Origin of the sequence: Geodermatophilus tzadiensis (genome assembly GCF_003002915.1) — a bacterium.
Classification (GTDB): domain Bacteria; phylum Actinomycetota; class Actinomycetes; order Mycobacteriales; family Geodermatophilaceae; genus Geodermatophilus; species Geodermatophilus tzadiensis.
Genome location: NZ_PVTG01000016.1, coordinates 112,053 through 130,531, shown reverse-complemented (window position 1 = coordinate 130,531; position 18,479 = coordinate 112,053). Strand labels below are relative to the sequence as shown.

The window sequence follows — 18,479 nt, the reverse complement described above, 5'->3', positions numbered from 1 at the left end:
ATGGTACTGCCCTGGAGACGGGGTGGGAGAGTAGGACACCGCCGGACAACCATTCCCGGAAGGGCCCCCACCACCCGGTGGGGGCCCTTCCGCGTTCCTGCTGCCGCCCTGTCCGCGGTGGCGGCCGCGTCGATACGGTGACGCCGTGGACGACGCCGTCACGCCCTTCACCGTCGACGTGCCGCAGGACGCCATCGCGGACCTGCAGCGCCGGCTCCGCGCGACCCGGTGGCCGGACCCGGCCACCGTGGACGACTGGTCGCAGGGCGTCCCCCTCGACTGGCTGCGCGAGGTCTGCCGGTACTGGGCGGAGGAGCACGACTGGACGGCCGTCCAGTCGCGGCTCAACGCGGTCCCGCAGGCGACGACGGTGGTCGACGGGCTGCCCGTGCACTTCCTGCACGTCCGCTCCCCGCACGAGGGCGCGCTGCCCCTGGTGCTGACGCACGGCTGGCCCGGGTCGGTGCTCGAGTTCCTCGACGTCCTCGGCCCCCTGACCGAGCCGGAGGACCCGCGCGACGCCTTCTCCGTCGTCGTCCCGTCGCTGCCCGGCTACGGGTGGAGCGGGAAGCCGACCACTCCCGGCTGGGGTCCGGGCCGCACCGCCGACGCGTGGGCGGAGGTCATGCGCCGGCTCGGGTACGAGCGCTTCGGGGCGCAGGGCGGGGACATCGGCTCGTTCGTGTCGGCCAACCTGGGCGCCCGCCACCCCGACCGGGTGCTGGGCGTGCACCTCAACATGGTGGTGACCGGCCCGCCGGCGGGGCAGACGGAGTTCGACGCGCGTGAGCAGGCGGCACTCGACCGCCTGCACGCCTTCCGGACCGAGGGCTCCTCCTACAGCCAGCAGCACCGGACCCGCCCGCAGACCCTCGGCTACGGGCTCACCGACTCCCCGGCCGGGCAGGCGGCCTGGATCCTCGAGAAGTTCGCCGCCTGGTCCGACTGCGACGGCGACCCGGTGGCCGCCCTCGGCATCGACCGCCTGCTCGACGACGTCTCGGTCTACTGGTTCACCGGGACGGCGACGTCGTCGGCGCGGATGTACTGGGAGATGGCGCGGGCACCGCAGGAACGTGAGCCGCAGGTGAGCGTGCCCACCGGCGTCTCGCTCTTCCCCCACGAGATCTTCCAGCCGACCCGCGCCTGGGTGGAGCGGCAGCTTCCCGACCTCCGGTTCTGGCGCGAGCACGACAGCGGCGGGCACTTCGCCGCGATGGAGCGCCCGGCGGAGCTGGTGGCCGACGTCCGGGAGTTCTTCCGGCCGCTCCGGTAACGGGCGCGACACATCCGGCGGTTAGCGTCCGGGCTCCCCACCCCCGGAGGACTCCGCGTGCACCTCTCCCCGCACGAGCAGGAACGGCTGCTGCTCTCCTACGCCGCCGAGCTCGCCCGTCGCCGGCAGGCCCGCGGGCTCAGGCTGAACCTGCCGGAGGCGACGGCGATCGTCACCGACCACGTGCTCGAGGGTGCCCGGGACGGCGTCCTGGTGGCCGAGCTCATGCAGTCGGGCCGCACGGTCCTCACCCGCGACGACGTGATGGACGGCGTCCCCGAGCTGCTGGAGGAGGTGCAGGTGGAGGCGACCTTCCCCGACGGGACCAAGCTCGTGACCGTCCACCAGCCCATCCCGTGATCCCGGGCGAGGTGATCCCGGCCGAGGGCGTCATCGAGACGCTGCCCGGTGCGCCGCGGGTCGAGCTCGAGGTGACCAACACCGGCGACCGGCCGGTGCAGGTCGGCTCGCACGTGCACTTCGCCCAGACCAACCGGGCGCTGGCCTTCGACCGGGACGCCGCCCGCGGCCACCGGCTCGACGTCGCCGCCGGCACCGCCGTCCGGTTCGAGCCCGGCATCACCCGCACGGTGACCCTCGTGCCGCTGGCCGGCGCGCGCGTCGTCCCGGGCCTCACCGCCGAGGGAGGGCTCGGCTGATGGTCCGGCTGTCCCGCGAGCGCTACGCCCAGCTCTACGGCCCGACCACCGGCGACCGAATCCGGCTGGCCGACACCGGCCTGCTGATCGAGGTCGAGGAGGACCGCTGCGGCGGACCCGGCCGGGCGGGCGAGGAGGCGGTGTTCGGCGGCGGCAAGGTCGTCCGCGAGTCGATGGGCCAGGGCCGGGCCACCCGCGCGCAGGGCGCGCCCGACCTGGTGATCACCGGCGCCGTCGTCCTCGACCACTGGGGGGTCGTCAAGGCCGACGTCGGCGTCCGCGACGGGCGGGTCGTCGCGCTGGGCAAGGCCGGCAACCCCGACACCATGGACGGCGTCCACCCCGACCTGGTGATCGGCCCCGGCACCGAGGTGATGGCGGGCAACGGCCGGATCCTCACCGCCGGCGGCATCGACTGCCACGTGCACTTCATCTGCCCGCAGATCGTGCCGACGGCGCTGGGCTCGGGCGTCACGACGCTCGTCGGCGGCGGCACCGGTCCGGCCGAGGGGTCCAAGGCCACGACGATCACCCCCGGCGACTGGTACCTGGCCCGGATGCTCGAGGCGATGGACCTCATGCCCGTGAACGTCGCGCTGCTCGGCAAGGGCAACACCGTGTCGCACGAGTCGATGGAGGAGCAGCTCCGCGGCGGGGCGAGCGGCTTCAAGCTGCACGAGGACTGGGGGTCCACGCCGGCGGCGATCGACGCCTGCCTCACCGTGGCCGGGCGGCACGGCGTCCCGGTGGCGCTGCACTCGGACACGCTCAACGAGGCCGGCTTCGTCGAGGACACCCTCGCCGCGATCGCCGGCCGGTCGATCCACGCGTACCACACCGAGGGTGCCGGGGGCGGTCACGCGCCGGACATCATCACCGTGGCCGGGCACCCGAACGTGCTCCCGAGCAGCACCAACCCGACCCGGCCGCACACGGTGAACACCCTCGACGAGCACCTCGACATGCTCATGGTCTGCCACCACCTGGACAGTTCCGTACCCGAGGACCTGGCCTTCGCCGAGAGCCGGATCCGGCCGACGACGATCGCCGCCGAGGACCTGCTGCACGACCTCGGCGCGATCTCGATGATCGGGTCCGACGCCCAGGCGATGGGCCGCGTCGGCGAGGTGGTGCTGCGCACCTGGCAGACGGCGCACGTGATGAAGCGCAAGCGGGGGTCGCTGGCCGGGGACGGCGCGGCCGACAACCTGCGGGCGCGCCGGTACGTCGCGAAGTACACGATCTGCCCGGCGGTGGCGCACGGCATCGACGGCGAGGTCGGCTCGGTGGAGCCGGGCAAGCTCGCCGACCTGGTGCTGTGGGACCCGCGGTTCTTCGGCGTCCGCCCGCACGCGGTGCTCAAGGGCGGCATGGTGGCGTGGGCGCAGATGGGCGACGCCAACGCCTCCATCCCGACGCCGCAGCCGCAGCTGCCGCGGCCCATGTTCGGCGCCTCCGGTCGCGTCCCCGCGCGGACGTCGGTGCACTTCGTGGCGCCGGCGGCACTCGAGGCGGGGTTGGGCGACCGGCTCGCCGTCGACCGGCGGCTGGTCGCGGTCACCGACACCACGCGGCTGACCAAGGCCGACATGCCGGAGAACACCGCGCTGCCGGAGATCCGCGTCGACCCCGACACCTTCACCGTGACCGTGGACGGCGAGGTGTGGGAGCCCGAGCCGGTGCGCGAGCTGCCGATGGCGCAGCGGTACTTCCTGTTCTGATGACGGCAGCCCTCCTCACGCTGGCCGACTCGCGCCTCCCCGCCGGTGGGCACACGCACTCCGGCGGGGTGGAGCAGGCGATCGCGGCCGGACACGTGCACGACCCGGCGTCGCTGGCCGCGTTCCTCCTCCGCCGGCTGACGACGGCCGGCGCGGTCACCGCGGGGCTCGCGGCTGCTGCGACCACACGGTCGTCCTCCGGACGACACCGCGGCCACGTGCCGTCCCCTGGAGCGCGGAGCCCTGCCGGCTCCTCCTCGGGGGAGCCTCCGGCCCCCGCCTCCTCGGAGCTCGTCGCTGCGCTCCGCCACCTCGACGGCGAGGCCGACGCGCGGACGCCGTCGCCGGCGCTGCGGGCGGCGTCGCGGCAGCAGGGCCGCGGGCTGGTGCGGGTGGGCCGCCGCGCCTGGCCCTCGCCGGTGTGGGACGCGCTGCCCGCCGCCCCGCACCACCCGGTCGCACTCGGCGTCGCCGCGGCCGCCGGCGGGCTCACCCCGCGCGATGCCGCCGCGGCGGCGGCCTACCTGTCGGTCAGCGGGCCGGCGACGGCGGCCCAGCGGCTGCTGGCCCTGGACCCGCTCACCGTCGCCGCCGTCACCGCCCGGCTGGCCCCCGCGATCGACGCCGTCGCCGACGACGCGCTCCGGGACGGACTGCCCGCCGACACCGATCCGCTCCTCGACCTGCTGGCCGAGGTGCACGCCACGAGAGGGGACCGCTTCTTTGCCTCCTGACCACAACCTGGCCGACTACGTCGACGCGCCCACGGCGCACCGGCACGGCGGGCCGCTGCGCGTCGGGCTCGGCGGCCCGGTCGGCTCGGGCAAGACCGCGCTCGCCGCGGCGCTGTGCCGCACGCTGGGCGCCGAGTACGACCTCGCCGTCGTCACCAACGACATCTACACGACCGAGGACGCCGACTTCCTGCGCCGCAACGCCGTCCTCCCCGACGACCGGATCGAGGCGGTGCAGACCGGCTGCTGCCCGCACACCGCCATCCGCGACGACATCACCGCCAACCTCGACGCCGTCGAGCTGCTCGAGGCTCGCCACCCGGGTCTGGAGCTGGTGTTCGTCGAGTCCGGCGGGGACAACCTGACGGCGAGCTTCAGCTACGGGCTGGTCGACGTGCAGGTGTTCGTCGTCGACGTCGCCGGCGGGGACAAGGTGCCGCGCAAGGGCGGGCCGGGCGTCACCGCGAGCGACCTGCTGGTGGTGAACAAGACCGACCTCGCGCCGCTGGTCGGTGCCGACCTCGACGTCATGCGGCGCGACTCCGCGACCGTCCGCGGGGACAGGCCGACGCTGCTCATCTCCCTGCGCGAGGACCCGGCCGCCACCGAGGTGGCCGCGTGGGTGCGCGAGCAGGTGCGCGTCCGCCGGCTGCAGCAGGGTTGATCACCCGGGTCGAGGTCGTCGCCCGGCGCGGGCCCGGCGGGCGCACCGTGCTGCCCGTCGTCCGCGGCAGCGGGCAGCTGGCGGTGCGGCGCACCGGCCCGGCGTCGGTGCACCTGGTGGCGACGGCGTTCGGCCCGCTCGGCGGGGACGACGCCGAGGTCCGGCTGGTCGTGGAGGAGGGCGCCACGCTGGCGGTGCGCACGGTGGCCGCCGCCGTCGCGCTGCCCGACCGTGCCGGCGACCGCCCCTCGGCGCAGCGCGTCGTCGCCGAGGTGGCCGGGACGCTCGACCTGAGACCCGAGCCCACGGTGGTGGCCGCCCGCGCCTCCCACCGGGCCGAGCTGGTCGCGACCCTGGCGCCCGGCGCCGTCCTCACCGCCACCGAGCAGGTGCTCCTCGGCCGCACCGGCGAGGAGCCCGGCCGCTGGACCGGCACCACCCGCGTGGTCGTCGGCGGCCGCCCGCTGCTGCACACCACCGTCGGCCTGGGTCCCGGCGCGCCCGCCTGGCTGCCGCCGGTGGCCCCGCGCGCCTACGCGTCGACCGTCCACGTGGGGCAGGCTGCCGGGGTGCTGACCGCCGACGACGCCGTCCGCCTGCCCCTGGAGAACGGGTGGGTGGCCACCGCGTGGGGCGCCGAACTGCACCGCGTCGTCCGAGCGGTGGAGGCGGTGGCGTGACCCTCGTCGTCCGGGCGCGGCGGGTGGTGCTGCCCGAGGGCGAGCGGGCCGCGGCCGTGCACACCGCGGACGGCGTGGTCACGGCCGTCACCGGCTTCGACGACGTCCCGGCCGGGGCGGTCACCCTCGCCGAGGACGAGGTGCTGCTGCCGGGCCTGGTCGACAGCCACGTGCACGTCAACGAGCCCGGCCGCACCGAGTGGGAGGGCTTCGCCACCGCCACCCGCGCCGCGGCCGCCGGCGGGATCACCACGGTCGTGGACATGCCGCTGAACTCCGTGCCGGCGACCACCACGCTCGAGGCGCTGCGGGTCAAGCGGGAGGTCGCCGCGGGGCAGGTGGCCGTCGACGTGGCGTTCTGGGGTGGGGCGGTCCCGGGCAACGTCGGCCAGCTGCGGCCGATGCACGAGGCCGGCGTCGTCGGGTTCAAGTGCTTCCTGCTCGACTCCGGCGTCCCCGAGTTCCCGCCGCTCGACGACGCCGGGCTGCGCGCGGCGCTGGCCGAGCTGGCCCCCGTCGACGGGCTGCTCATCGCGCACGCGGAGGACGAGCAGGTCATCGCCGCCGCGCCCGAGCCGGCCGGCGCGAGCTACGCGGCGTTCCTCGCCTCCCGGCCGCCCGCGGCGGAGGAGACGGCGATCGACCGGCTGGTGGCGGCCACCCGGGACACCGGCGCGCGCAGCCACGTCGTCCACCTGGCCGACGGCGACGCGCTGCCGCTGCTGCGCGCGGCGCGGGCGTCGGGTGTGCGGATCACCGTGGAGACCTGCCCGCACTACCTGACCTTCGCCGCCGAGGACGTGCCCGACGGCGACACGGCGTTCAAGTGCTGCCCGCCGATCCGGGAGGCGGCGCACCGGGAGGCGCTGTGGGCGGCGCTGCGGGCCGGCGACGTCGACCTGGTGGTGAGCGACCACTCGCCGTGCACGCCTGCGCTCAAGCGGCTCGACGTCGGCGACTTCGGGCTGGCGTGGGGCGGCATCGCCGGTCTGCAGGTGGCGCTGCCGGCGGTGTGGACCGGGGCGCGGGCCCGCGGGGTCGGCCTGGCCGAGGTGGTCGGGTGGATGGCGGCGGCGCCGGCGCGGCTGGCCGGACTGCCGGGCAAGGGCGCGATCGCCGTCGGGAGGGACGCCGACCTGGTCGCGTTCGCGCCCGAGGAGTCCTCCATGGTCGGCCGGCTCGAGCACCGGAACCCGGTGACGCCCTACGCGGGGCGGGAGCTCACCGGCGTCGTCCGGCGGACCTGGCTGCGCGGGCAGGAGGCCGACGGCAGCCCCCTCGGCCGGCTGCTCGACCGGGGAGGCCGCTGACCGGCCGTCAGGAGGACTGCTCGCCTTCCTCCCGGGCGGCGTCGTTCATGATCTGCGGGTCGTCGGTGGAGCCGCCGGCGGGGTCGGCGTTGCCGAGCGCGGTCTCGGCGGGCATCTGCCGGACGTGCTCCCGGGCGCGCTCGCGCAGGTCGTCGGTGGGTTCGGACACGGGTCCTCCTCGGTGCTGTCGCGGACCCCGGGCCCCTACCCCGCCCGTGACACAGTGACCCCCGTGAGTGACCCGTTCGACCTGCCCGACCTCGCCGTCCGCACGCAGGGCGGCGCCGTGGTGGCCGCCAACGACGAGTTCTTCGCCGGCAAGGAGAACCTCGTGCTGCCCGGGCCGCCGCGGGCGCGCGAGGACTTCGGGGCGCGCGGCAAGGAGTACGACGGCTGGGAGACCCGCCGCCGCCGCGAGCCGGGCAGTGACTGGGCGGTCGTGCGGCTCGGGATGCCGGGCGTCGTGCACGCCGTCGTCGTCGACACCGCCCACTTCCTGGGCAACTACCCGCCGCGGGCGTCGCTGGAGGGCGCCGCGGTCGAGGGCCACCCGCCCGCGTCGGCACTGGCCGACGCCGACTGGGTGCCGCTGCTGCCGCTGTCGGACCTGGCCGGCGGCACGGAGAACCGCTTCACCGTCGAGCCGGGGCCGCGGGTCACCCACGTGCGGCTGTCGATCCACCCCGACGGCGGCGTGGCCCGGCTGCGGGTGCACGGCGAGGTGGTCCCCGACCCTCGGCTGCTCGACGCCGGCCCCTGCGACCTGGCCGCGCTGGAGAACGGCGGGCGGGTCACCGGGGTGAGCAACGCGTTCTACGGCAGCCCGCACCAGCTCATCGGCCGCGGCGAGGCCCGCTCCATGGGCGAGGGGTGGGAGAACGCGCGGCGCCGCGACGACGGCAACGACTGGGTCGAGGTGGCGCTGGCCTGCGAGGGCACGGTGACCCTCGCCGAGCTGGACACCTCGTGGTTCCTCGGCAACGCGCCCGGGGCGGCGTCGCTGACCGGCAGGACGACCGACGGCGAGGAGGTGCAGCTGCTGCCGGTGACCCCGCTGCAGCCCGACACCCGGCACCGGTTCGTGCTGCCCGGGGACACCGCGATCACCGGCGTGCGGGTGGACGTCTTCCCCGACGGCGGCATGGCCCGCCTGCGGCTGTGGGGCCGACCGACCGACGCCGGCCGCGCCGCGCTGCAGCGCCGGTGGGAGGCCCCCGCCCGCGGGTAGGCCCGCACCATGGCGACGATCGCGATCACCGGCTCCACCGACGGCATCGGCCGGGCGGCCGCGCGGCGGTTGCTGGCCGGCGGGCACACCGTCGTCCTGCACGCCCGCAGCGCGGCGCGGGGCGCGCCGGTGGCCGAGGAGCTCGGCCGGCTCGGCGACGTCCGGCTGGTCACCGGCGAGCTGGCCGACCTCGGCGAGGTGCGCGCGCTCGCCGACCAGCTCGGCGACCTCGACGTCCTGGTGCACAACGCCGGGGTGTGGCCCCCGGACGGGGCGCCGGCCGGCGCGCAGGGCCACGAGCTCGCGTTCGCCGTCAACGCACTCGCGCCGCACCTGCTCACCGCGCTGCTGCGGGAGCGGGTGCACGAGCGGCTGGTCTTCCTCGGCAGCGGCATGGTCGGCTCCGGCCGTGTCGACCCGGACGACCTCGGCAGCCCGCGCGAGCCGCGGCGCGCGTACGCCGACTCCAAGGCCCTCGACGTCGTCCTGTCCCTGGGCTGGGCCCGTCGCCTGCCCGCCCTGCGCGTGGGCGCCGTCGACCCGGGCTGGGTGCGCACCAAGCTGGCCTCCCCGGGCGCGCCGGGCGACGTCGAGGACGGCGGCGCACGGGTGGCGCTGGCCGCGGCCGGCGACTGGCCCGGCGGCTACACGGCCGGACGCCGCCGGGCGCGGACGCCGCGCGCGCTCGAGGACCCCGGCCTGCAGGACCGGGTGCTGACCGCGATGGACCGCCTGGCCGGGATCACGTCCGGGTGATGTGCTCCGGGCGGACGGGGACGCGGGTCAGCGGCAGGCCGGTCGCCTGGCGGATCGCGGCGAGCACCGCGGGGCCCGAGGAGATGTTGGGCGCCTCACCGACGCCGCGCAGGCCGTAGGGCGCGTGCGGGTCGGCGTACTCGAGCACCTCGATGCGCATCGGCGGCATGTCGAGCACCGTCGGGATGAGGTAGTCGGTGAACGACGGGTTGCGCACCCGGCCGTCGCGCACCAGCACCTCCTCCATGACCGCCAGCCCGAGCCCCTGCGCGGTGCCGCCCTGGATCTGGCCGACGACCGCCTGCGGGTTGATCGCCTTGCCGACGTCCTGGGTGCAGGCCATCTCCACCACCTTGAGCAGGCCGAGCTCGGTGTCGACGTCGACCACGGCGCGGTGCGCGGCGAAGGCGTACTGCACGTGCGCGAAGCCCTGGCCGGTCTCCGGGTCGAGCGCCTCGGTGGGCCGGTGCCGCCACTCCAGAGTCTCCTCGACCGCGTCGTCGCCGAGCACCTCGGCCAGCGGCAGCTGCAGGCCCTCGGCCACCACGGCGCCGTCGAACAGCCGCAGGTCGCCCACCGGCCAGCCGGTCAACGCCGCGGCCCGCTCCAGCACGCGCGCGCGGACCGCCTCGCACGCGGCCTTGACCGCGCCGCCGGTGACGTAGGTCTGCCGGGACGCCGACGTCGAGCCCGCCGACCCGACGGCGGTGTCCTTCGGGGCGACGACGACCCGGTCCACGCCCAGCTCGGTGCGCGCGATCTGCTGCTCGACGGTGACCAGGCCCTGGCCCACCTCGGCCGCCGCGGTGTGCACGGTGACGGTCGGCTCGCCGCCGACCACCTCCAACCGCACGCGGGCGGTGGAGTGGTCGTCGAACCCCTCGGAGAAGGCGACGTTCTTGTAGGCCACCGCGTAGCCGACCCCGCGCCGCACGCCCTCGCCGTGGGTGGTGTTGGAGACCCCGCCGGGCATGTCGCGCAGATCGGCGTCCGCACCCGTCGCGGGCGACGGCGGCAGGGGCATGGCCTGCAGCCGGCGCAGCAGCTCGGCCACCGGCGCCGGGCTGTCGACCACCTGGCCGGTGGGCGTCGGCGAGCCCTGCTCCATCGCGTTGCGGCAGCGCAGCTCGACCGGGTCCATGCCGAGCTCGGCGGCCAGGGCGTCCATCTGCGCCTCGTAGGCGAACGCCGTCTGCACCGAGCCGAAGCCGCGCATCGCGCCGCACGGCGGGTTGTTGGTGTAGGCGCCGTAGCAGTCGACGTGCACGTTCGGGACGACGTAGGGGCCGATGCCCATCGTCCCGGCGTTGCCGACGACGGCCGGGGTGCTCGAGGCATAGGCGCCGCCGTCGAGGTAGATCTGCGCCCGCACGTAGACCAGGTCGCCGTCGCGGGTGGCCCCGTGCTCGTAGCGCATGGTGGCCGGGTGCCGGTGCACGTGGCCGAAGAAGGACTCCTCGCGGTTGTAGGACATCTTCACCGGCCGGCCGGTGTGCAGCGCCAGCAGGCAGGCGTGCACGTGCATCGACAGGTCCTCGCGGCCGCCGAAGGCGCCGCCGACGCCGGCCAGGGTCAGCCGCACCCGCTCGGGCGGCATGCCCAGCGCCGCGCAGATCTGCCGCTGGTCGACGTGCAGCCACTGGGTGGCGACGTAGAGCTCCACGCCGCCGTCCTCGGCCGGCACCGCCAGCCCCGACTCCGGGCCGAGGAAGGCCTGGTCCTGCATGCCGACCTCGTACTCGCCGACCACGACGACGTCGGCGGTGGCGTCCGGGTCGCCCTTGCGCACCTTGACGTGGCGCACCAGGTTGCCCTCCGGGTGCAGGTGGGCGCTCTCCCGGCTCAGCTCGGTGACCGGCGCCTCCGTCTCGTGCACCCGGTTCCAGTGCGGGTGGCCCAGCGCCTCGCGGGCGTCGGTGACCGGCTCCCACACCTCGTAGTCCACGGCGATGCGCGCCGCGGCCCGGCGGGCGGTCTCGGGGTGGTCGGCGGCGACCAGCGCCACCGGCTCGCCCTGGTAGCGGACGACGTCGACCGCCAGCACCGGCTGGTCGGCCAACTCCAGGCCGTAGGTCTTGGAGCCCGGGACGTCGTCGGAGGTGAGGACGGCGTGCACCCCGGGGACGGCGAGCGCCGGGCCGACGTCGACCGAGCGGATGCGGGCGTAGGGGTGCGGGCTGCGCAGGGTGACCCCCCACAGCATGTCGTCCATCCACAGGTCGCTGCCGTAGGCGAACTCGCCGCGGACCTTGAGGACGCCGTCGGGGCGCGCCGCGTCGTCGCCGACCCGCCCGCCGCCGGGGCCGGTGAGGTGCGACGGCGCGCCGCTGGGCGAACGGGTGGGGGTGCTCACCGCGCCTCCTCCGCCATGCGGTCGGCGGCCAGCCGGACGGCGTCGAGGACCTTCTCGTAGCCGGTGCAGCGGCACAGGTTGCCGGCCAGGGCCTCGCGGATCTCGGCGTCGGCGGGTCTGCGCCCCTCGGCCAGCGCGCGGCCGACCAGGTCGTCGGTGGCCACCAGCAGCCCGGGTGTGCAGAAGCCGCACTGGACGGCGCCGGCGTCGAGGAAGGCCTGCTGCACCGGGTGCAGCTCGCCGCCTGCGGCCAGCCCCTCGACGGTGCCGACCTCCCGGCCCTCGGCCTGCCCGGCGGCGACCAGGCAGGCGCACACGGGCAGCCCGTCGAGGTAGACGGTGCACGATCCGCACTCGCCCTGCTCGCAGGCGTTCTTCGAGCCGGGCAGGCCCATCCGCTCGCGCAGCACGTAGAGCAGGCTCTCGCCCTCCCAGACGTCGTCCACCAGCTGCTCGGTGCCGTTGACGGTGCAGGTCAGGCGCACCTCGTCTCCCCCTTCCGGTACTCGGCCCAGGCCCAGGTCAGCGTGCGGCGGGCCATGACCGACAGCGCGTGGACGCGGTAGCGGGCGGTGCCGCGGACGTCGTCGATCGGCGCGGCCGCCCCGGCCACCAGCTCGCCGAAGCGTGCCGCGGTGGCGGGCGGCAGCTCGGCGCGCGAGTCCCACAGCCCGTCGAGCTCGCCGGCGAGGAACTCCTCGGCGGCGGGGGCCCGGCGCGGGGTGGGCGCGGCCGACCCGATGCCGGTGCCGACGGCGCGGCGGTCGGGGTGCAGCGCCAGCCCGAAGGCGGCGACGGCGATGACCATCGCGTTGCGGGTGCCGATCTTGCTGTACTGCTGCGGGCCGCTCGGCGGCGTGATGCGGACGGCGGCGACGAGCTCGTCGTCGGCCAGCGCGGAGCGCTTGACGCCGGTGTAGAAGTCGGCGACCGGGATGCGCCGGGTGCCGCGGACGGAGGCCACCTCGACCTCGGCGTCGGCGGCTAGCAGCGCGGGGTGCGCGTCGCCGGCGGGGGAGGCGGTGGCCAGGTTGCCGCCCACGGTGCCGCGGTTGCGGATCTGCGGGGAGCCGATGGTGCGGGCGGCCATCGCCAGGCCGGGCAGCCGGTCGCCGAGCTCGCCGATGACCCGCGCGTAGGGGACGCCGGCGCCGAGCCGGACGACGCCGTCCTCGGTGTCCCACTGCTGCAGGTCGGGGACGCGGGTCAGGTCCAGCAGCCGGGCCGGGCGCAGGCGGCCGAAGTTGACCGCGACCATGACGTCGGTGCCCCCGGCGATCGGGACCGCGTCGGGGTGGGCGGCCTTCGTCTCGACCGCCTCCTCCCACGTCGTGGGCTGCAGGAACTCCATGCGTCGCTCCTCCTGGTGCACCGGGGGAGGGCCACGGTAGCCCCGGACTGTCACGGTCGGGTTGCGCCGCGGAGCCGCGGGACTCGCCCCCTCCCCACCGCCTGGGCAGGATGCCGCCCGTGGAGACGACCGCGGACCTGCTGGTGCACGACGCCGACCTGGTGGCCACCGTCGACGACGAGCGGCGGGAGATCGCCGGCGGCTGGGTCGCCGTGACCGGCGGGGTGGTCAGCGGCGTGGGCGGGCCGGGCGACCCGCGGCCGCCGGCGGCGCGGGCGGTCGACGCGCGCGGCTGCCTGGTGACGCCGGGGCTGGTCAACACCCACCACCACCTGTACCAGAACCTGACCCGCTCCTACGCCCCGGCGCTGAGAGGCGGGCTGTTCGACTGGCTGGTGACCCTCTACCCGCTGTGGGCGCGGCTGGACGAGGAGGCGGCCTACGTCTCGGCCTACGTCGGGCTCACCGAGCTCGCGCTGGCCGGGTGCACCACCTCGACCGACCACCTCTACGTGCACCCGCGCGGCGCCGGCGACCTGATCGCCGCGGAGGTGCGGGCGGCGCAGGACCTGGGGGTGCGGTCGCAATTCACCCGCGGGTCGATGTCGCTGTCGGTCAAGGACGGCGGGCTGCCGCCGGACTCCGTCGTCCAGGACGACGACGAGGTCCTGGCCGAGTCGCAGCGCCTGGTGGAGGCGCACCACGACCGCTCGCCGCACGCGCTGACCCGCCTCGCGCTCGCGCCGTGCTCGCCGTTCAGCGTGTCGACGGAGCTGATGACCCGGACGGCGGAGCTCGCCGAGCGGCTCGACGTCCGGCTGCACACCCACCTCGCCGAGACGCAGGACGAGGACGCGTTCTGCCGGGAGCGCTTCGGCCGCAGCCCGGTCGACCACCTCGCCGACGTCGGCTGGATGAGCGACCGGGTGTGGCTGGCGCACGTCGTGTGGCCCTCGCCGGCCGAGGTGGCCCGGCTGGGCGCGGCGCGGGTGGGGGCGGCGCACTGCCCGTCGTCGAACATGGTGCTGGGCAGCGGGCTGGCACCGGTGGCGGAGCTGCGGGCGGCCGGGGCGCCGGTGGGGCTGGGCGTGGACGGGTCCGCGTCGGCCGACGCCGCCTCGCTGTGGCTGGAGGCGCGCACCGCGATGCTGCAGGGCAAGCTGCGGCACGGCGCGGCGTCGTTCGGCGCCCGCGACGCGCTGGAGCTGGCCACCCGTGGCGGGGCGGCCTGCCTCGGGCGCACCGGCGAGATCGGGCAGCTGTCGGTGGGCGCGTGCGGCGACCTGACCGTGTGGCCGCTGACCGGGCCGGCGTTCGCGGGCGCGCTGTCGGACCCGGTGGAGGCGTGGCTGCGGTGCGGGCCGGTGGCGGCGCGGCACACCGTCGTCGGCGGGCGGTTCGTCGTCGAGGACGGCGTCCCGGTGCACCCGGGGCTCGACGAGCAGCTCGCCGTCCACCGCCGGGTGTCGCAGCGCGTCCAGGCGGCCCGCTAGACCGGGCACCTCCGCGGAGTCGCCCCGGGCAACTCCGCGGAAGTGCACCGGTCAGAGGGCGGCGGCGAGGGCCTCGAGGTCGTCGACGGTGGCGTCGAGGTGCGGCGAGACCCGCAGCACGGGTGAGGTCATCTCCTCCGGCGCCCGCTCGGTCAGCGCGGCGGTGGTGACGATCCCGTGCTCGGTGAGCAGCCGCGCCCGGGTGGCGACGACGTCGACGCCGTCGGGCGGGCGCAGCGTGGTGGTCGCGGTCGGCTCGTCGAGGGGCTCGACCACCCGCCAGCCGGCCGCGCCGTCGAGCACCTCCCGCGACGCCCGGCCCAGCGCCGCCAGCCGCGCGCGCACCCGGTCGGGACCCGCCGCCAGGTGCTCCCCGACCGCCAGCACCAGCCCGACCCGGCCGGCCACGTGCGCCTCGCCGCTCTCCAGCGCGCGCAGCGGCGGCAGGTCGGCCGGCGCGGGCAGCGCCGGCCGCAGCTCGGCGGTCACCGCGGGCCGCGCGCACAGCACGCCCACCCCGCGCGGGCCGGCCAGCCACTTGCGCGAGGTCGAGTAGACGACGTCGGCGCCGAGGTCGACGTCCACGTGCCCGAGCGACTGCGCGGCGTCGAGCACCAGCGGCACCCCGTGCTCCCGGCACAGCGCGGCCACCTCCGCGGCCGGCTGGACGACGCCGCGGTGGCTGGCCACGTGGGTCAGGTGCACGAACCGGGGCGGGTCGCCGGCCAGCAGCCGCCCGAGCGCCTCGACGTCGACCCGGCCGTCACCGTCCACGGTCAGCGGCACCGTCTGCAGGCCCGCGTCGCGCAGCATCGCCGCGTTGGGCGCGTACTCGCCCGGCACCCGCGCCACGCGCGAGCCGGCGGGCAGCCGCCAGGCCGCGAGCAGCGCGGCCAGCGCCGCCTGGGCGGACTCGACGAACACCACGTCGGCCGCGGCCATCCCGGCCAGCCCGCCGATGACGCTGCGGCCCTGCTGCAGCAGGTCGCCGGCGGTGGCCTCGGCGACGTACCCGCCGAGCTCGGCCTCGTGCCGCGCGTGGTGGGCCACCGCCTCGAGCACCCGGTTGCTCTGCCGGCTGCACGCCGCGGTGTCCAGGTGCCGCCCGGCCGGCCGCGGGCGGGCGGCCCGCCAGGAGTCGCCGAGGTCCTCGTGGGGGAGCAGCAGGTCGAGCGCGGTCACGCCCCGACGGTAGTGCGGGTGCTCAGGTGTCCAGCTGGCCGCGCGCCACCGAGACGCCGGAGTGCGCGGGGTCGCCGTCGAGCTGCTCGACCGAGACGTCGACCACCGGGTACTCGCCGAGGTCGAGGTCGGGGGGCAGCACGAACTCGTCGGTGCCGGTGCGCAGCACGCCGAGCGGGATCAGCCCGGAGACCGACTCGGTGAGCAGCCAGGCCTCGTAGTAGCCCTCGGCCGGGGCTCCGGCGGCCAGCTCCACCTCCAGCACCCGCGTGCCGTCGGCCCGCTCGACCACCGTGGCCCGGCCCGACGCGTCGCTGTCGGGGAGCGGGTCGAGGGTGGCGGCGGCGAGCGGGACGCCGGGGTCGCCGGCGGGGTCGTCGGCCGCGTCACCGCCGCGCAGGGCGACCGCGCCGGCGCCGATGGCGAGCCCGGCCACCAGCGCGGCGGCCGCGGCCAGCAGCACCCGCGAGCGGCGGGGCCGCAGCGGCACGACGGGCGCGGGCGGGCGGGCGGAGACGGCGGGCGGCGCCACCGGGGCGGGTGCGGCCACCGGCACCAGGGGGCTGTCGGGCACCCCGGCGGGCGGGGCGGAGGCCGCGACGACGTGGGGCCGCGGGGCGACGGTGACCCCGGTGGCCGCGGCGATGCCCGCCCACAAGGTCGGCGGCGGTGCGACGGGCGGGCCGGGGTCGGCGAGCTCGGGGACGGCGAGCGCGGCGACGCTGCGGCGCAGCACGGCGACCTCGTCGCGGCACCGGGCGCAGCCGGCCAGGTGTGCGGCGTCGTCGGAGGCGAGGGGCTCACCCAGGGCCGCCAGGCCCAGGTCCTCAGGCGTGCAGTGCCGCACCGTCCACCTCCAACCGGTCGCGCAGGCGCTCCAGGGTGCGCCGGATGTGGCTCTTGACCGTCCCCAGCGGCAGCCCGGTGCGCTCGGCGATCTGGCTGTGGGTGAGGTCGGCGAAGAAGGCCAGCTCGATGATGCCGCGCTGGGGCTGGCCGAGGCGGTCCAGCTCGCCGAGCAGCAGCACGCGGTCGGCGACGGCGGCGTCGACCGGCGCCGGCCCGGTGGCCGGGGCGCGCCGGGCCTCGGCCGCGGCGGCCTCCGCGGCGCGGCGCTGGCGGTCCCGCCGCGCCCACGTGTCGGCGATCTTGTGCCGGGCGACGCCGGCCAGCCAGGCCGGCAGCGGGCCCTGCTCGGGGCGGAAGCCGCTGCGTCCCGTCCAGGCGGAGACGAAGGTCTGCTGCGTGACGTCCTCGGCGTCGGGGCCGGGGCCGAAGGCGCGCACCGCCATCCCGTGCACCCGGGCGGCCCAGCGCTCGTAGGCCCACGCCAGCGCCTGCTCGTCCCCCGCGGCGAAGCGCCGGCCGACCTCCTCGTCGTCCGGACCGGCGGCGTCCGGCGCGGCCGGCGTCGCCTCGGTGGTCACCCGGCCGACGATAGAGCCACTCCAGCCGGTGCGGGGCCCGGTCCCCCGGCCTTGCTGCAGGGTCCCGCCCCGAGCTCGCGAGGGGTGGGGGGCAGCGAGGTCCTGTCTCACGGGGCCGGCTCGGCGACGACGACCACGTTGTCGCGGTAGCCGCCGACGTCGGGGAGGAACGGTCCGCCGCAGGTGACCAGGGTCAGCCGCGGTGGCCCGTCCCGCCGGAACAGGGCGTCCACCGGCAGCGCCCGCTTGTCGAGCAGCTCCCGGCCGACCACGACCCAGCGGGTCACCGCTCCGGCGGCGTCGGTCACCCGCACCTCGTCGCCCGGCTCGGCCTCCCGCAGCGGCGCGAGCGCGCCGAGGCCCTGCTCGACGTCGTCCACGTGCCCGGCGACCACCGCCGAGCCGGGCGCCCCGGGGACCGGGCCGAACCGGTACCAGCCGGCCCGGTCGACGTCGCCGGGCAGCGCCATCTGGCCGTCGCCGGTGACCCCCGTGGCGTCGACCGGGGCGTCCACGCCGCGGGCGGGGACCTCCAGCCGCACCGGCGCCACGACCTCGGCCGGTGGCGCCGGTGCGGCGTCGCGGACGCCCACCTGCGGGGTCACCGGCGCCGGCGGGCCGGCCGGCGCGGGCGTGCCGAGGACCTCCTCGACGGGTGCGCCCGCCGCCGCGGCGGGCCGGGTCAGCTCCCACGCGGTGGGCACGCCCACGGCGAGGGCCAGGCCCACGGCCACGCCGGCGGCGGCGGGTCGCACCGTCGTCCTCCCGTCAGGCGCGGGTCGTGGCCAGCCGGCGGGCGGCCAGGCCGGCGCCGAGCAGGCCGAGGGCGGACAGGCCGACCAGCGGCAGCGGCAGGTCGTCGCCGGCAGCGCCGTCGACGAGGCCGGCGGTGCCGCCGGGGACGCCGGAGGGCGCCGAGCCCGGGCCGCCGATCGTCTGGACGGCGAGCTGGAAGCCGGCGGCCTGCGAGCCCCACGCGTAGACGACGGTGGTGGCGCCCTCGGTCACGGTCAGGTCGGCCGGGCCGAGCGCGACGGTGTCGGTGCCGGCGAGGACGACGTCCGCGCTCACCGTGCCGGCCGGGACGGTGAGGGCCGCCTCGTTCGGGTTGGTCAGGTCCGGGGCGACCACCTGGCCGCCGGCGCGGACGTCGACCGCCGGCGCGGCCGCGGTGTGCCGCACGACGACCCGGCCCTGGCCCGCGGGCACCGCCGACGTGTCGTTGACGAACGGCGTCAGCGCGGGCCGGCCCTCCGCGGTCAGGTGGGCGACCACGGTGGCGTTCGCACCGGCGGGCACCGCGACGCCGTCCGCGGACAGCAGCGGCGTGCCCGAGCCGTCGGCGGCGTCGGCGGGGAAGAGGGCCAGGTCGTAGTCGCCGGCCGGGAGCTGCAGCGGGTCGGTGAGCGTGCCGGGCTGGAAGTCGTCGATCAGCCGCTCGCCGTTGGCGTAGACGTCGACCGGGGTGTCCGGTACGGCGTGCAGCACGGAGACGGTGGCGGTGTCGGCCGCGGCGGCGGGTGCCACGCCGAGGGCGAGCAGCGCGCCGGCGCCGGCGACGGCGGGAAGGCCGAGGGTGCGGGTCCTGGTCACGGGGTCCTCCGGGTCTGGGGGGTGGCTGACACCTCCTCTTCCGCGGCACCCC

General features: G+C 77.0%; 20 protein-coding genes. 11 read left to right on the top strand and 9 right to left on the bottom strand.

The features are described from left to right. Positions 1-145 precede the first annotated feature (145 nt). The 8 genes from LY71_RS18795 to allB are packed head-to-tail and all read left to right on the top strand — an operon-like array spanning position 146 to position 7,044. The gene (locus LY71_RS18795) at positions 146-1,276 is read left to right on the top strand and encodes an epoxide hydrolase family protein (RefSeq protein ID WP_106280520.1); all 1,131 of its coding nucleotides are present in this window, start codon (positions 146-148) and stop codon (positions 1,274-1,276) included. A gap of 57 nt (positions 1,277-1,333) precedes the next feature. Beyond that, complete coding sequence (locus tag LY71_RS18790) at positions 1,334-1,636, top strand: urease subunit gamma (RefSeq protein ID WP_106280518.1); 303 nt, start codon at positions 1,334-1,336, stop codon at positions 1,634-1,636. After that, positions 1,633-1,935, top strand: coding sequence for an urease subunit beta (locus LY71_RS18785; protein WP_106280516.1), 303 nt, complete (start codon positions 1,633-1,635; stop codon positions 1,933-1,935). Before LY71_RS18790 ends, LY71_RS18785 begins: the two co-directional genes overlap by 4 nt. Beyond that, on the top strand, positions 1,935-3,656 hold the full coding sequence (locus tag LY71_RS18780) for an urease subunit alpha (protein ID WP_106280514.1): 1,722 nt from the start codon (positions 1,935-1,937) through the stop codon (positions 3,654-3,656). The genes LY71_RS18785 and LY71_RS18780 overlap by 1 nt, the downstream gene beginning before the upstream one ends. Further along, positions 3,656-4,390, top strand: a complete 735-nt coding sequence (locus LY71_RS18775) for an urease accessory protein UreF (protein WP_106280512.1) — start codon at positions 3,656-3,658, stop codon at positions 4,388-4,390. The genes LY71_RS18780 and LY71_RS18775 overlap by 1 nt, the downstream gene beginning before the upstream one ends. Continuing rightward, positions 4,380-5,054 (top strand): urease accessory protein UreG, encoded by a 675-nt coding sequence (gene ureG, locus LY71_RS18770; RefSeq protein WP_106280510.1) that lies wholly within the window; start codon positions 4,380-4,382, stop codon positions 5,052-5,054. The genes LY71_RS18775 and ureG overlap by 11 nt, the downstream gene beginning before the upstream one ends. Next, positions 5,051-5,734 (top strand): urease accessory protein UreD, encoded by a 684-nt coding sequence (locus LY71_RS18765; RefSeq protein WP_106280508.1) that lies wholly within the window; start codon positions 5,051-5,053, stop codon positions 5,732-5,734. The genes ureG and LY71_RS18765 overlap by 4 nt, the downstream gene beginning before the upstream one ends. Beyond that, a complete protein-coding gene (gene allB / locus LY71_RS18760; protein ID WP_106280506.1) occupies positions 5,731-7,044 on the top strand; it encodes an allantoinase AllB in 1,314 nt (437 codons plus the stop codon). The genes LY71_RS18765 and allB overlap by 4 nt, the downstream gene beginning before the upstream one ends. 7 nt (positions 7,045-7,051) lie before the next feature. Here allB and LY71_RS23585 read toward each other — a convergent pair whose 3' ends face one another. Further along, positions 7,052-7,213, bottom strand: a complete 162-nt coding sequence (locus tag LY71_RS23585) for a hypothetical protein (RefSeq protein ID WP_170121412.1) — start codon at positions 7,211-7,213, stop codon at positions 7,052-7,054. A 63-nt stretch (positions 7,214-7,276) separates the two neighbouring features. On the opposite strand from LY71_RS23585, the gene alc reads away from it, so the two are divergent. Together alc and LY71_RS18750 are read left to right on the top strand one after the other, a co-directional pair. Next, positions 7,277-8,272: an allantoicase gene (alc, locus tag LY71_RS18755; protein WP_106280548.1), complete on the top strand. Its 996-nt coding sequence runs from the start codon at positions 7,277-7,279 to the stop codon at positions 8,270-8,272. Between the two features lie 9 nt (positions 8,273-8,281). Continuing rightward, a complete protein-coding gene (locus LY71_RS18750) occupies positions 8,282-9,028 on the top strand; it encodes an SDR family NAD(P)-dependent oxidoreductase (RefSeq protein ID WP_106280505.1) in 747 nt (248 codons plus the stop codon). Here the strand turns inward: LY71_RS18750 and pucD are convergent. The 3 genes from pucD to LY71_RS18735 are packed head-to-tail and all read right to left on the bottom strand — an operon-like array spanning position 9,015 to position 12,732. Further along, positions 9,015-11,381: a xanthine dehydrogenase subunit D gene (gene pucD, locus LY71_RS18745; RefSeq protein ID WP_106280503.1), complete on the bottom strand. Its 2,367-nt coding sequence runs from the start codon at positions 11,379-11,381 to the stop codon at positions 9,015-9,017. The genes LY71_RS18750 and pucD overlap by 14 nt on opposite strands. Beyond that, positions 11,378-11,866, bottom strand: coding sequence for a (2Fe-2S)-binding protein (locus LY71_RS18740; RefSeq protein ID WP_106280501.1), 489 nt, complete (start codon positions 11,864-11,866; stop codon positions 11,378-11,380). Before LY71_RS18740 ends, pucD begins: the two co-directional genes overlap by 4 nt. After that, on the bottom strand, positions 11,857-12,732 hold the full coding sequence (locus LY71_RS18735; protein ID WP_106280499.1) for an FAD binding domain-containing protein: 876 nt from the start codon (positions 12,730-12,732) through the stop codon (positions 11,857-11,859). The genes LY71_RS18740 and LY71_RS18735 overlap by 10 nt, the downstream gene beginning before the upstream one ends. A 119-nt stretch (positions 12,733-12,851) precedes the next feature. Between LY71_RS18735 and LY71_RS18730 the strand changes: the two genes are divergently transcribed. Next, a complete protein-coding gene (locus LY71_RS18730) occupies positions 12,852-14,225 on the top strand; it encodes an 8-oxoguanine deaminase (protein ID WP_211297420.1) in 1,374 nt (457 codons plus the stop codon). A gap of 51 nt (positions 14,226-14,276) precedes the next feature. Here the strand turns inward: LY71_RS18730 and egtE are convergent, their stop codons facing one another. From egtE to LY71_RS18705, 5 genes are all read right to left on the bottom strand, one after another. Beyond that, positions 14,277-15,407 carry an ergothioneine biosynthesis PLP-dependent enzyme EgtE gene (gene egtE, locus LY71_RS18725; protein WP_106280495.1) on the bottom strand — a complete coding sequence of 377 codons (1,131 nt, stop codon included), beginning with the start codon at positions 15,405-15,407 and terminating at the stop codon, positions 14,277-14,279. A gap of 22 nt (positions 15,408-15,429) precedes the next feature. After that, on the bottom strand, positions 15,430-16,254 hold the full coding sequence (locus tag LY71_RS18720; protein ID WP_106280492.1) for an anti-sigma factor: 825 nt from the start codon (positions 16,252-16,254) through the stop codon (positions 15,430-15,432). Continuing rightward, positions 16,235-16,834, bottom strand: coding sequence for an RNA polymerase sigma factor (locus tag LY71_RS18715; RefSeq protein WP_245888075.1), 600 nt, complete (start codon positions 16,832-16,834; stop codon positions 16,235-16,237). The genes LY71_RS18720 and LY71_RS18715 overlap by 20 nt, the downstream gene beginning before the upstream one ends. Positions 16,835-16,941: 107 nt before the next feature. Further along, positions 16,942-17,589: a class F sortase gene (locus LY71_RS18710; RefSeq protein WP_106280489.1), complete on the bottom strand. Its 648-nt coding sequence runs from the start codon at positions 17,587-17,589 to the stop codon at positions 16,942-16,944. A gap of 13 nt (positions 17,590-17,602) precedes the next feature. Continuing rightward, positions 17,603-18,427: a DUF4397 domain-containing protein gene (locus LY71_RS18705; protein ID WP_106280486.1), complete on the bottom strand. Its 825-nt coding sequence runs from the start codon at positions 18,425-18,427 to the stop codon at positions 17,603-17,605. Positions 18,428-18,479 lie beyond the last annotated feature (52 nt).

Bases quoted from the DNA above. Each gene is read 5' to 3' on its own strand.
- LY71_RS18735 (WP_106280499.1), bottom strand. From the start codon at position 12,732: ATGGAGTTCCTGCAGCCCACGACGTGGGAGGAGGCGGTCGAGACGAAG.
- LY71_RS18780 (WP_106280514.1), top strand. From the start codon at position 1,935: ATGGTCCGGCTGTCCCGCGAGCGCTACGCCCAGCTCTACGGCCCGACC.
- LY71_RS18775 (WP_106280512.1), top strand. From the start codon at position 3,656: ATGACGGCAGCCCTCCTCACGCTGGCCGACTCGCGCCTCCCCGCCGGT.
- LY71_RS18750 (WP_106280505.1), top strand. From the start codon at position 8,282: ATGGCGACGATCGCGATCACCGGCTCCACCGACGGCATCGGCCGGGCG.